The organism is Sporichthyaceae bacterium, assembly GCA_036269075.1.
Lineage (GTDB): Bacteria > Actinomycetota > Actinomycetes > Sporichthyales > Sporichthyaceae > DASQPJ01.
Window position 1 is genome coordinate 55,033 of record DATASX010000088.1, and the last position, 11,960, is coordinate 66,992.

General features: G+C 69.8%; 13 protein-coding genes. 5 read left to right on the top strand and 8 right to left on the bottom strand.

What is annotated here, in order from left to right:
- Window positions 1–11 precede the first annotated feature (11 nt).
- Genes VHU88_16730 through VHU88_16740 form a run of 3 tightly spaced genes read left to right on the top strand, consistent with a single transcriptional unit; the run spans window position 12 to window position 1,992 of the window.
- Window positions 12–866 carry a prephenate dehydratase gene (locus tag VHU88_16730; protein HEX3613336.1) on the top strand — a complete coding sequence of 285 codons (855 nt, stop codon included), beginning with the start codon at window positions 12–14 and terminating at the stop codon, window positions 864–866.
- Between the two features lie 60 nt (window positions 867–926).
- Window positions 927–1,703 (top strand): enoyl-CoA hydratase-related protein, encoded by a 777-nt coding sequence (locus VHU88_16735; protein HEX3613337.1) that lies wholly within the window; start codon window positions 927–929, stop codon window positions 1,701–1,703.
- 37 nt (window positions 1,704–1,740) lie between these two features.
- A complete protein-coding gene (locus VHU88_16740) occupies window positions 1,741–1,992 on the top strand; it encodes a DUF3099 domain-containing protein (protein ID HEX3613338.1) in 252 nt (83 codons plus the stop codon).
- A 10-nt stretch (window positions 1,993–2,002) separates the two neighbouring features.
- On the opposite strand, the gene VHU88_16745 is transcribed toward VHU88_16740, so the two are convergent.
- From VHU88_16745 to uvrB, 3 genes are all read right to left on the bottom strand, one after another.
- Window positions 2,003–2,803 carry an alpha/beta fold hydrolase gene (locus tag VHU88_16745; GenBank protein HEX3613339.1) on the bottom strand — a complete coding sequence of 267 codons (801 nt, stop codon included), beginning with the start codon at window positions 2,801–2,803 and terminating at the stop codon, window positions 2,003–2,005.
- A gap of 85 nt (window positions 2,804–2,888) precedes the next feature.
- Window positions 2,889–3,437, bottom strand: a complete 549-nt coding sequence (locus VHU88_16750; GenBank protein HEX3613340.1) for a hypothetical protein — start codon at window positions 3,435–3,437, stop codon at window positions 2,889–2,891.
- 188 nt (window positions 3,438–3,625) lie between these two features.
- Window positions 3,626–5,758, bottom strand: coding sequence for an excinuclease ABC subunit UvrB (uvrB, locus tag VHU88_16755; protein HEX3613341.1), 2,133 nt, complete (start codon window positions 5,756–5,758; stop codon window positions 3,626–3,628).
- 193 nt (window positions 5,759–5,951) lie between these two features.
- Between uvrB and VHU88_16760 the strand changes: the two genes are divergently transcribed.
- Window positions 5,952–6,833, top strand: a complete 882-nt coding sequence (locus tag VHU88_16760; protein HEX3613342.1) for a hypothetical protein — start codon at window positions 5,952–5,954, stop codon at window positions 6,831–6,833.
- Window positions 6,834–6,846: 13 nt separating this feature from the next.
- On the opposite strand, the gene VHU88_16765 is transcribed toward VHU88_16760, so the two are convergent.
- The 4 genes from VHU88_16765 to VHU88_16780 all read right to left on the bottom strand — a co-directional run bounded on the left by VHU88_16765 (window position 6,847) and on the right by VHU88_16780 (window position 10,864).
- On the bottom strand, window positions 6,847–7,689 hold the full coding sequence (locus VHU88_16765; protein HEX3613343.1) for a methyltransferase domain-containing protein: 843 nt from the start codon (window positions 7,687–7,689) through the stop codon (window positions 6,847–6,849).
- An 80-nt stretch (window positions 7,690–7,769) separates the two neighbouring features.
- Window positions 7,770–9,020 (bottom strand): GTP-binding protein, encoded by a 1,251-nt coding sequence (locus VHU88_16770; GenBank protein ID HEX3613344.1) that lies wholly within the window; start codon window positions 9,018–9,020, stop codon window positions 7,770–7,772.
- A gap of 97 nt (window positions 9,021–9,117) precedes the next feature.
- On the bottom strand, window positions 9,118–10,041 hold the full coding sequence (cysD, locus tag VHU88_16775) for a sulfate adenylyltransferase subunit CysD (GenBank protein HEX3613345.1): 924 nt from the start codon (window positions 10,039–10,041) through the stop codon (window positions 9,118–9,120).
- A 4-nt stretch (window positions 10,042–10,045) separates the two neighbouring features.
- Window positions 10,046–10,864, bottom strand: a complete 819-nt coding sequence (locus VHU88_16780; protein HEX3613346.1) for an inositol monophosphatase family protein — start codon at window positions 10,862–10,864, stop codon at window positions 10,046–10,048.
- 110 nt (window positions 10,865–10,974) lie between these two features.
- Here VHU88_16780 and VHU88_16785 point away from each other — a divergent pair, with 110 nt between their 5' ends.
- Window positions 10,975–11,271 carry a hypothetical protein gene (locus VHU88_16785; GenBank protein ID HEX3613347.1) on the top strand — a complete coding sequence of 99 codons (297 nt, stop codon included), beginning with the start codon at window positions 10,975–10,977 and terminating at the stop codon, window positions 11,269–11,271.
- 8 nt (window positions 11,272–11,279) lie between these two features.
- Here VHU88_16785 and coaE read toward each other — a convergent pair whose 3' ends face one another.
- Window positions 11,280–11,873, bottom strand: coding sequence for a dephospho-CoA kinase (gene coaE, locus VHU88_16790; GenBank protein HEX3613348.1), 594 nt, complete (start codon window positions 11,871–11,873; stop codon window positions 11,280–11,282).
- Window positions 11,874–11,960: the final 87 nt, after the last annotated feature.

Here is an 11,960-nt window from a genome sequence, read left to right on the forward strand (position 1 = left end):
AAGGAAGGCACATGATTCCGGGCACCATCGGATACCAGGGCGAGCCGGGGTCGAACTCCCAACTCGCGTGCGAGCAGGCCTGGCCGGAGCACGCCACCGTGCCGTACGCGACGTTCGAGGACGTGTTCGCCGCGGTCGTCGACGGCGAGGTCGACCGCGCCCTGATCCCGATCGAGAACTCGCTCGCCGGCCGCGTGGCGGACATCCACCACTTGCTGCCCACCTCGGGGCTGTTCATCGTCGGCGAGCACTTCCTGCCGATCACCTTCCACCTGATGGCGCTGCCCGGGGTGTCGGTCGAGGAGTTGAAGACGGTGCACTCCCACGTCCACGCCCTCGGCCAGTGCCGCAAGGTGATCCGGCGGCTGGGCCTGCGCCCGATCGTGGCCGGCGACACCGCCGGGGCGGCGCGGGAGATCGCCGAACTCGGCGACCGGACCGCCGCCTCGTTGTCCCCGTTGCCCGCCGCGGCGCTCTACGGGCTGGACGTGCTCGAGCACAACGTCGAGGACGAGGTGCACAACACCACGCGGTTCGTGATGCTGGACCGCTCCCCCGCCGAGGTCTCCCCGGCGGTCGCCGATGTGGTGACGTGCTTCGTCTTCCGGGTCCGCAACATCCCGGCGGCGTTGTACAAGGCGCTGGGCGGGTTCGCCACCAACGGCGTGAACATGACCAAGCTCGAGTCGTACATGGTCGACGGCCAGTTCAGCGCGACCCAGTTCTACGCCGAGGTCGACGGCCATCCGGAACAGCCGCCGTTGCGCCGAGCCCTGGAGGAGCTGAGCTTCTTCGCCGCCGAGATGCGGATGCTCGGAACGTTCCCGGCCTCGCCGCTGCGGCCGGACCTGGTGCACAGCGGCTGATCGGGCTGCGCGCGGATCTCGGTAGCGTCGGAGGCGAACCGCGCCGAGGAGGGCCCCGAAATGCCGATCCGCTACGAACCCGACGGCCACGTCGTGCTGATCACGATCGACCGGACCGAGGCGCACAACTGCCTGGATCCCGAGCACAACGACGCGCTCGCCGCGGCGTTCGACAGCTACGAGAAGGACCCCGAACTGCGGGTCGCGGTGCTCACCGGGGCCGGGGCGAAGTCGTTCAGCGCAGGCGCGGACCTCAAGGCTCTGATCCCACCGTTCCGCGACGCGGTCCGGGCCGGGCAGGCCCCGCCCTGGGTGATCGGCGGGATCACCGACGGTTCCGGCTCGAAGCCGAGGATCGCAGCGGTGAACGGGCACGCGTTGGCCGGTGGGATGGAGTTGGCGCTGGCCTGCGACATCCGGCTGGCGTCGGAGAACGCGTCGCTGGGCCTGGCCGAGACCAAGTGGGCGATCATCCCCGGCGCCGGCGGCACCCAGCGACTGCCGCGCGCGATCCCGCTGGGCGCGGCGATGGAGATCATCCTGACCGGCGACCCGATCGACGCCGCCACCGCGCTGCGACTGGGCCTGGTGAACCGGGTGCTGCCGCAGGCCGAGCTCGTCCCGGCGGCTCTGGAGCTGGCCCGGACCATCGCCTCGCGCGGCCCGCTGGCCGTCGCGGCGGCCCGCCGCGCGGTGCTCGACGGGCTCGGGCTGCCGTTGGCCGAGGGCATGGCGATGGAGTACGGCATGTTCCTCGAGGTGATGCGCACCGAGGACGCCGCCGAGGGCCCACGCGCCTTCGCCGAGAAACGGCCGTCGGTCTACCAGGGCCACTAGCGACCGGCGCCGAAGCTCTCCGGGGTAGTTTGGCGGCATGAAGGACGCGCGGAAGTCGCGCCGTCGACGGGGTGAGCGCCCGACCTACGACGTCGTCACGCCCACCCCCGACCAGGCGCGCCTCGAGCAGATCGCCCAGCGCCAGCGGCGTTACTACCGGGTGATGGTCCCGTGCATCCTGCTGGTGGCCTTCGGGTTCTTCGTCCCGGCCCCGACGCCGTTCCGGCTCGGGGCGCTCGCCATCGCGGCGTTCATGCCGCCGATCGCCGCGATCGTCGGCAACAACTGACGCCGACCAGTCAGCGACCCGCGTCCACCTTGTCGGCGACCTCGAGGATCGTGCGAACCACCAGGGCCGGATCGTCGTACATGGGCATGTGGCCGACCCCGGGTAGGCGAACCAATTCGGCCTTCGGCAGCACGGTCAACCAGGGCCGGCCGTAGCGCTCGAACGGGATCGTGCGGTCCTTCATCGGCCAGGCCAGCCGGACCGGCACGTCGACCTGCAACCGGGCCACCGGCCCTGAGGCCCGGAGCGCGGCCAGCAGGCCGTCCAGCAGTTCGCAGGCCGCCGTGTCCTCGAGCATCCCAGTGAGTTCCTCGACCGGGATCAGGTCGGCGCGTTCCATCACAGGTCGGAACATGCGGCGCCGGGTACTGGGCCGAGCCAACATCCGCTGCACGGTCGGGCTCACGGTGGCGCGGCGGCCGAGCTTCAGCAACCGACCGACGCGAGCCAGGTCGCGGGGCTTGATCCAGGTCCCGGCCGGGGCGAAGGCAACCACCGAGTGCGCGCGGCCGCGCGCGGCCAGCTCGAGTGCCAGCCAGCCGCCCAACGAGTTGCCCACCAGGTGGGCCCGCTCGATGCCAACGGCATCCAGGCGGGACTCCATCTCGTCGGCCAACTTGTCGATGCCGCACGGCCCCGCGGCAACCACCGGTGCTCCACGGTGCCCGGCCATCGTCGGCGCGTACACGTCGTGATGCTCAGCGAGGGCGTCCTGCACCGGCTGCCACACCCGCCAGGAGCCGTTCAAACCGTGCAGCAGGACCATCGGGGTGCCGGAACCGGAACGCCGGTGATCGGTCAGCTCAGCCAAGAGGGCCTCCTCGTCGCGAGCGAAGTCAATCAGAGGCCTGACGAACAGTCAGATCGCACCCGCCGCGCGCCGGGTTCGAACTCGGTCAGTACCCGACCGTCTGCGGATCGCGGTTACCCGCGCCGGAGTCCCCCGAGTCGTGGCCCGTCGGCTCCGGGCTGGACGAACCCAAGGTGCCGGCATGCCGGGCCAGGTAGCCGTCCGCCGCCTTGACGACCGCGTCGGCTGCCGCGCGTTCCCGCACCGGGCTCGCGGGATTCAGGCCCTTCTGGATGATCGCGAACTGGTCCTCGAGGATCCGGTACGTGGCGGGTTCGGTGACCCGCACCGTACCCTCGATGCTTGACCACACCGGCTCGATCCGGCCTTGCGCGTCGGCCGCGGCCTGCGGATCCGAGCCGACCGAGTTGGCCACGTCGTTGACGATGTTCTTCAGCAGGCTCAACCCGTCGACGACCTCGGGAGCCGGGACCCGCATGTCGTCGGCGGTGAGGCCGTTGCTGTCGGCGGGCGTCGCGACCACCGAACCGGTACCGGACGGGGCAGCCGCCGCCGGGGCCGAGGTGCCGGAGCCGCAGGCGGTCAGCGCGAGGGCGGCCGTGACCGCCAGGGCCACCCCCGAAACCGCTCGCACAGCCGCTCCCGCTCCACCGGGGCAGACCCGGACCGCCTTCACCCCGAACGAAGGAAGACCCAACTTTCGCAGCCCCGACGACCTGATCCGAACCGCGGCGCGACATCTTGACCGATCCGCAACACGAGTTGATCGGACCGCACCGCGAGCGCTCCTGAACCGCGGTCCGCCGCGACATTCGGGCGTGGTCAGCGCGTGGCACCGGCCTCCTGCATGCCGCGCAGTTCGCGTTTGAGCTCGGAGATCTCGTCGCGCAACCGCGCCGCGAGCTCGAAGGCCAACTCCGCGGCCGCGGTGTGCATCTGCTCGGTCAGGTCGCCGATCAGATCGGCCAGGTCCGTGGCCGGCAACCCGGCCAGGTCAGCCGCGTGCCGACCGGGGCGGTCGCCCCTGACCTTCGAGGAGAAGCCCGGCACCGGCGCCTTGCCCCGGCTCCGTTGCCGGCCGCCACCGCCGATCAGCTCGGCGGTGTCGGCGTCCTCACGGGCGATCGAGTCGAGGATGTCGCCGATCTTCTTCCGCAACGGGGTTGGGTCTATGCCGTGCTCGAGGTTGTACGCGACCTGCTTGGCCCGCCGCCGATTGGTCTCGTCGATGGCCTTCTCCATCGACGGAGTGACCTTGTCGGCGTACATGTGCACCTGACCGGACACGTTCCGGGCGGCCCGGCCGATCGTCTGGATCAGCGAGGTGCCGCTGCGCAGGAACCCTTCCTTGTCAGCATCGAGGATCGACACCAAGGAGACCTCGGGCAGGTCCAGCCCCTCCCGCAGCAGGTTGATGCCGACCAGCTCGTCGTTGTCGCCGACCCGCAGCTCCCGCAGCAACTCCACCCGGCGCAGGGTGTCGACCTCCGAGTGCAGATACCGCACCCGGACGCCGAGTTCGAGCAGGTAATCAGTCAGGTCCTCGGACATCTTCTTGGTCAGCGTCGTGACCAGGACCCGCTCATTGCGGGCCGCCCGCTCCCGGATCTCGTGCAGCAGATCGTCGATCTGGCCCTTGGTCGGCTTGACGATGATCTCCGGGTCGATCAGCCCGGTGGGCCGGATGATCTGTTCGACGATTCCGTCGGCCTGCCCCAGCTCGTACGGACCCGGGGTGGCCGACAGGTAGACGGTCTGCCCGACGCGGTCGAGGAACTCCTCCCACCGCAGCGGCCGGTTGTCGCACGCCGAGGGCAATCGGAAGCCGTGGTCGACAAGCATCCGCTTGCGGGACATGTCGCCCTCGTACATGCCACCGATCTGAGGGACCGTCACATGCGACTCGTCGATGACGAGCAGGAAGTCCTCGGGGAAGAAGTCCAGCAGGCAGTGCGGCGGGCTGCCCGCCTCGCGGCCGTCGATGTGCCGGGAGTAGTTCTCGATGCCCGAGCAGAACCCGACCTGGCGCATCATCTCCACGTCGTACTGGGTCCGCATCCGCAGCCGCTGCGCCTCCAGCAACTTGCCGGACCGCTCCAACTCCGCCAGCCGCGCCGTGCACTCGGCCTCGATCCCGGCGATCGCCCGCTCCATGCGCTCCGGGCCGGCGACGTAATGGGTCGCCGGGAAGACATGGATGCTCGTCTCCTCCGAGATCACCTCGCCGGTCACCGGGTGCAGGGTCATGACCCGCTCGATCTCGTCGCCGAAGAACTCGATCCGCAGCGCCAGTTTTTCGTACACCGGGAAGATCTCGACGGTGTCGCCGCGCACCCGGAACGTGCCCCGGGTGAACGCGACGTCGTTGCGGGTGTACTGCATCGTCACCAACTGACGCAGCAACAAGTCGCGCTCGATCTCCTCCCCGACCGAGAGCGCGACCATCCGCTCCAGGTACTCCTCGGGTGTACCGAGGCCGTAGATGCAAGAGACTGTGGCCACCACGATCACGTCGCGCCGGGTCAGCAACGAGTTGGTCGCCGAGTGGCGCAGCCGCTCGACCTCCTCGTTCACCGAGGAGTCCTTCTCGATGTAGGTGTCCGTCTGCGGCACGTAGGCCTCGGGTTGGTAGTAGTCGTAGTACGAGACGAAGTACTCGACCGCGTTGTTCGGCAGCAGCTCGCGGAACTCGTTGGCCAACTGCGCGGCCAGGGTCTTGTTCGGCGCCATCACCAGGGTCGGGCGCTGCAGCCGCTCCACCAGCCAGGCCGTGGTCGCGGACTTGCCCGTGCCGGTCGCACCGAGCAGCACGACCTTCTGCTCGTCGGCCTGGATGCGACGGGCCAACTCCTTGATCGCCGCCGGCTGGTCGCCGGAGGGCTGGAAGTCGCTGACCACCTCGAACGGGCGGGTGGTGCGCTTGAGCTTGGTCTCGAGCTCGGCGTCGATTCTCACGCGTTCACGTTACGTCGCGCGACCGACAGTTTGTCGGCGGCCGGATCGGCGACCGCTGCACCGATCGAGGCGACCCATCTCAAGTGCGTTGTCACCCGATCGGACCAAGCCGGTTGTCGGTTGATCCCACCGACCTCATCGTTCTGGGCTGCGGCCGGATCGGCCGTTCTCCAAGCAGCCCGTAGGGGTCGAAATGTCGAACTTTGGACGGGCCGCCAGAACCGCTCTGGCGACCGCCACCGTAGGGCTGCTCTGCGGCCTGCCGGCGCAGGCAGAAGCGGCGGCGACGCGCGCGGCCGAGTGCTCGCCGGTCTCGGACCACAATGACGACGACTGCTTCTTCACCGACCCGCCCCCGCACGGACACCACCACCGCCACGACCCGCCCGGCCGCGACGACCGGGGCGGAGGTGGCGGACGCGACGGTCGTGTCCCGACCTCGGTCGGCCCGCACTGGGGCGTGATCGACCGCAACACCACCGGTGGGGCCTCGGCCACGCTGCGTTCCGGTCCCTACGAGACCGCCTTCGGCAACAACCTGGCGCCACCGTCCGGCAGCGGCAGTCTCAACATCCAGACCCCGGCGGGCACCAAGGTCGACTTCGGCAACGAGGTCGACTTCGTCGGGCAGAAGGTGGCGAGCCTGACCAAGGTCAGCTTCTACGTCTACACGACCGCCGAGAACCAGGCGGCGGCCAACGGCGGCGTGAACAACCTGCCGGTGATCCGACTCGAGATCAACCCGAACGACGGCGTGAGCGGGACCTACAGCACGCTCGTCTACGTTCCAGCCGGGGATGCCTCGAACAACGGGAAATTCACCAAGTTCGACGCCGCCAGCACCGGCTACTGGTATCTCACCGGCGCCGCCGGGACCACCACCGGCTGCACCCTGTCCACGGCCACCCCGTGCTCGCTGGCTACGGTCAAGATGAAGCTGCCCGCTTCGACCATCTCCACGGTCTCGGTCGGCAAGGGCAGCGACAACTTCTTCGCCGGCGCGGTCGACGACCTGCAGATCAACAACACCGTGTACGACTTCGAGCCGTTCGGGGTGGAGCAGCACTCCGCGTAGCGCTTCGGGTGGGTCAGTCAGTCGGCCGGCGCCCGCGGCAACCATGCAGCAGCGCCGTCATGAACCGGGCGGTCGGGTCGCGGAACGGTGCGCAGACGGTGAGCACCACGTCCGGGGACATGCCGGGGCTCTGCGCCCCGACCACCTCGATCGAATCGGCCCACCATTCGCCCCATTCCGACCCGCCCGCGATGACCTCACTGGTCGTGGTGTGCGAGATCTGCTCGAGACCGGCGCGTTCGAACATCACGGAGAGCTTGCGGCCGACCCACGGGTCCAGGCCCATGTCGGCGAACCACCCGCCGTCGCGGTAGGCGGCCCGGTGCGGCCCCGTCGCCGGGTGGGTCGGGTCGATCGGAACGACCGAGCCCCAGTCCCCGTCCTCGTCGACGAGCCAGCCACCGGGGCGCACCAGCGACGCCATCCGGTCCACCGCGGTCTGCGCCCCGTCCCGCAGCCAGTACAGCATCAGCCGCGAGCAGACCAGGTCGAACTGTCCGAGGTCGGCGAGGTCGTCGTTGAGGATGTCGTGCTGCAGCGCGCGCAGGTTCGGAATGCGCAGCTCCTTCAGGTAGCGCGCGTCGATGTCGGTCGCCACGACCTCGCCGTCCGGGCCCACCTGTTCGGCCAGCCACCGGGCCATCGAGCCGTGTCCACCACCGACCTCGAGGCAGCGCCAGCCGGGCTGCACCAGGCCACGCGCCAGCCGCGACGTCGGGTCGAACAACGCCTCGAGCGCGGTCAGCCTGTCCCGCTCCGCGTCGACCCGACCCTCCGCCAGCAGCCGGTAGTCGCGACCACGATCGAGCACCTCGGTGCTCATCGTCTCGCCTGGGGCGAAATCGGTGGGTTGCACGGGGCCTCCTCGGTGGCGGAAACGTCGCCGATCCTGACACCGACGATCAAGGCCTCACAAGGGCTCGGTCGTCGGAGGGGTCAGTGCGGGTCGGTGATCATCCCGGCCCCGACGGTCACGTTGGTCGACTCGTCGATCAGGATGAAGCCGCCCGTGGTGCGGTTGTTCCGGTAGTCGTCGACGAACAACGGGACGGTCGTACGCAGCCGCACCCGGCCGATGTCGTTCAGGCCCAGCTCGCGATCGGTCTCGTCGCGGTGCAACGTGTTCACGTCGAGCCGGTACTGAATCTCCTTGACCAACGCCCGCGCGCTGCGGGTGGTGTGCTTGATGACCAGCTTCGTGCCCTCCCGCAGCGGGCTGGTGGCCATCCAGCTGACCATCGCGTCGACGTCCTGGGTGACGGCCGGCATGTTGCGCGGCCGGCAGATCATGTCTCCCCGGGAGATGTCGAGGTTGTCCGTCAGCCGAACCACCACGGACATCGGCGCGTAGGCCTCCTGGACGGGGCCCTCCAGGGAGTCGATGCCCTCGATCGTTGTCGAGAACCCGCTGGGCAGCACGGTGACCGTGTCGCCCGGCTTGAGCACACCACCGGCTACCTGACCGGCGTACCCGCGGTAGTCGCGATGCTTCGCAGTCTGCGGGCGGATCACGTATTGCACCGGGAATCGCACGTCGATCAGATTCCGGTCGCTGGCCACGTGCACATGCTCGAGGTGGTGCAGAAGTGACGGACCGTCATACCAGGGGGACACCGCGGAACGCTCCACCACGTTGTCGCCGTTGAGCGCCGAGATCGGGATGATCACCAGGTCGCGGATCCGCAGCCGGGCCGCGAACGCGGTGAACTCCTCCTGGATCTGCTCGAAGCGCTTCCGGTCCCAGTCGACGAGGTCCATCTTGTTGATCGCGACGACCAGGTGCGGCACCTGCAGCAACGAGGCCAGGAAGGCATGGCGGCGCGACTGCTCGACCAACCCGTTGCGGGCGTCGACCAGGATGATCGCCAGGTCCGCGGTCGAGGCACCGGTGACCATGTTCCGGGTGTACTGGATGTGGCCCGGGGTGTCGGCGATGATGAATTTCCGTGTGGGCGTTGCGAAGTAGCGGTAGGCGACGTCGATCGTGATGCCCTGCTCGCGTTCGGCCCGCAGGCCGTCAGTGAGCAGCGCGAGGTCGGTGTACTCACGGCCCTTGTCACGGCTGACCTGCTCGACGTGCTCGAGCTGGTCCTCGAAGATCGACTTGGTGTCGTAGAGCAGCCGACCGATCAGGGTCGACTTGCCGTCGTCGACGGAGCCGGCGGTTGCAAACCGCAGCAGGTCCATCAGGCCACCCCCCCGAACCCCGACTCCTGCGGCCTGCCGCACGTATCAAGGCGTCGCGACAGGTGCGACAGGCCACAGAAGACGCAGAGGTGCGCCATCAGAAGTACCCCTCCTTCTTGCGGTCCTCCATTGCGGCCTCGGTGGCCCGGTCGTCGCCGCGAGTGGCGCCGCGTTCGGTCTGCCGGGTGGCACCGACCTCGGCGATGATCGCCTCGACGTCGCGGGCGTCGGAGCGGACGGCCGCGGTCAGGGTTGCGTCGCCGACGGTGCGGTACCGGACGGTGGCGGTGAAGATCTCCTCACCGCTGCGCGGCCGGCAGAACTCGTTGTCGGCCATCAACATCCCGTCGCGCAGGAACACCTCGCGCTCGTGGGCGTAGTAGATCGGTGGGAGTGCGACGTTCTCCGCGGCGATGTAGTGCCAGATGTCCAACTCGGTCCAGTTGGACAGCGGGAACACCCGGATGCTCTCGCCGGTGTGGATGCGGCCGTTGTAGAGGTTCCAGAGTTCCGGGCGCTGGTTCTTCGGGTCCCACTGCCCGAACTCGTCGCGGAACGAGAAGATCCGCTCCTTGGCCCGGGCGCGTTCCTCGTCGCGGCGAGCACCGCCGAACAACGCGGTGAAGCGGTGCTTCTCGCACGCTTCCAACAACACCGGCGTCTGGATCCGGTTGCGCGAACCGTTCGGCTCCTCGCGCACCTTGCCCGCCTCGATCGCCTCGGGCACCGAGGCCACGATCAGCTGCACACCCCAACGGGCCACCTCGGCGTCGCGGAAGTCCAGCACCTCGGGGAAATTGTGCCCGGTGTCGACGTGCATAACCGGGAACGGGATCGGCGCGGGCGCGAACGCCTTCGCGGCCACGTGCAGCATCACCGCGGAGTCCTTGCCGCCGGAGAACAGCAGACACGGCCGCTCCATCTCCGCAGCCACCTCACGGATGATGTGGACGGCCTCGGACTCCAGCACCCGTAGTTGGCTGAGCTGGTAGGAGTGCCGGGCGATCGTCTTCTCGGTCATGCGATCACCTGTCGGTCTTCCGGTTGGCCGCCGCGAGAACGGCGTCGAAATACTCCGTGCGCGCGACCAACAGGTCGGGCAGCGCGGGGTCGGGATCGTTGTAGCGCAGCCGCGACCCGTCCAGGCGGGTCGCCCGCAGCCCGGCCGCAAGCGCAACCGCGACCGGTGCGGCCGAGTCCCACTGGTACTGGCCGCCGGCGTGCACATAGGCGTCCACCTCACCGAGGACGACGGCTGCCACCTTGGCGCCGGCCGAACCCATCGGGATCAGCTCGGCGCCCAATTCCTCGGCCACCGCGACGGCCGCGGCCGGCGGCCGGGTCCGGCTGACCGCGATGCGCAGCGGGCCGCGCGCTCGTCGCGGGACGGCGATGTCGGCCGAGCCCAGCACCAGGCCACGCCCGGGCAGCGCGACAGCACCGACCGTCAAGCCGTCGGCGGCACGTTCCCAGAGGGCCACATGGACCGCCCAGTCGTCGCGGCCCTCGGCGAACTCGCGGGTGCCGTCCAGCGGGTCGATGATCCACACGCGGTCGGCGCGATCGCGGCCCGGCAGGTCCAGGGCCTCCTCGGAGAGCACGGCGTCAGCAGGCCGTGCCGCACTCAACCCGGCCGCCAGCACCTCCTGGGCCGCGCGGTCGCCGGCGGCACCGCCGCCGGGCTCACCGGCGGGCCATTCGGCCCGCAGGGCGAGCAGACGCTCCCCCGCAACCCGTGCCAAATCCAACGCCAGGGCGAGATCGGCGGCGGGATCAACGGGGGCGGACTCGACGTCGACCTCGTGCACGTGCCGGTTCGTCCTCTCCGCGGATGATCGGTCCACCTGGATTTTACGCGTCGTGCACCGGTGCGTTCCGCCCGGGCATGAGCGGGCGACCACCGGGTAGCTCACGGTGGATCACCGGGTCCGCAGCCAACGAGGGAAGTCCTGAAATGGCCGACGTCGTACCGTTCCGGGCCCGCACCGCCAAGCGGCCCCCGGCAGCCCTCCCGAAAGCGCCCCTGGTCTTCGACGACGCCGAAGGCCAAGGCTGGCTGGCAGCCGCCTGGGTCCCGGAGAACGCCGTCGGGCTGACGATCGGGACGCTGCACGGCAACGACGTCACGTTCCGGCTGGCCGCGACCGACGTGCTCGAGCTGGTGCGCGTCCTGGTCGAGGGGCTGCACGAGCCAGGTCCGGTCCGTTTGGGCCCGCCGGCACAGGTGCTCACCCTGCACCCGCACGAGTGACCGACGCCTCAGCCGACGCGGCGTACCAGGTCGCCCCAGAGCCGGTCGACCTGCTCCCGCAACGCCTCCGGCGGACCGGTGTTGTCCACCACCACGTCCGCGGCCGCCAACCGGTGCGCCCGGTCGGCCTGAGCCGCGATCCGCGCGCGGGCATCCGCCTCGGTCATCCCGCGCGCCGAGACCAGCCGGCGCACGGCCGTCTCCGGGTCGACGTCGACCACGATCACCAGGTCGAAGTTCCCGGCCGCGCCGACCTCGACCAGCAACGGAATCGCCTGCACGACAACGGATCCGGGCGCCGCGGCCGCGACCAGCGCCGCGGCCCGGTCCCGCACCCGGGGATGGACGATCGCATTGAGCCGGGCCCGCGCCGACGGGTCGGCGAACACGATCGCGGCCACCTTGGCCCGGTCCATCTCGCCGTCGGGTGCCAGGATCTCGGGCCCGAACTCGGCGAGAACCGCGGCCAGGCCCTCGCTGCCCGCCGCGACGACCTCCCGGGCCACCAGGTCGGAGTCCACGATGACCGCGCCCCGCGCCGCCAACAGATCGGTGACCGTGGTCTTGCCCGACCCGATCCCGCCGGTCAGTCCGATGCGCATCAGGCAATTCTGGCGTCCTCGCGCAGAAAGCGGGAACACTGGGGCGACCCGGTCCGCGCTTTCCGCGGACAGGGTCGCCCCAGAGAG

Bases quoted from the DNA above. Each gene is read 5' to 3' on its own strand.
- VHU88_16730 (HEX3613336.1), top strand. From the start codon at position 12: ATGATTCCGGGCACCATCGGATACCAGGGCGAGCCGGGGTCGAACTCC.
- VHU88_16735 (HEX3613337.1), top strand. From the start codon at position 927: ATGCCGATCCGCTACGAACCCGACGGCCACGTCGTGCTGATCACGATC.
- VHU88_16740 (HEX3613338.1), top strand. From the start codon at position 1,741: ATGAAGGACGCGCGGAAGTCGCGCCGTCGACGGGGTGAGCGCCCGACC.
- VHU88_16760 (HEX3613342.1), top strand. From the start codon at position 5,952: ATGTCGAACTTTGGACGGGCCGCCAGAACCGCTCTGGCGACCGCCACC.
- VHU88_16770 (HEX3613344.1), bottom strand. From the start codon at position 9,020: ATGGACCTGCTGCGGTTTGCAACCGCCGGCTCCGTCGACGACGGCAAG.
- cysD (HEX3613345.1), bottom strand. From the start codon at position 10,041: ATGACCGAGAAGACGATCGCCCGGCACTCCTACCAGCTCAGCCAACTA.
- VHU88_16785 (HEX3613347.1), top strand. From the start codon at position 10,975: ATGGCCGACGTCGTACCGTTCCGGGCCCGCACCGCCAAGCGGCCCCCG.
- coaE (HEX3613348.1), bottom strand. From the start codon at position 11,873: ATGCGCATCGGACTGACCGGCGGGATCGGGTCGGGCAAGACCACGGTC.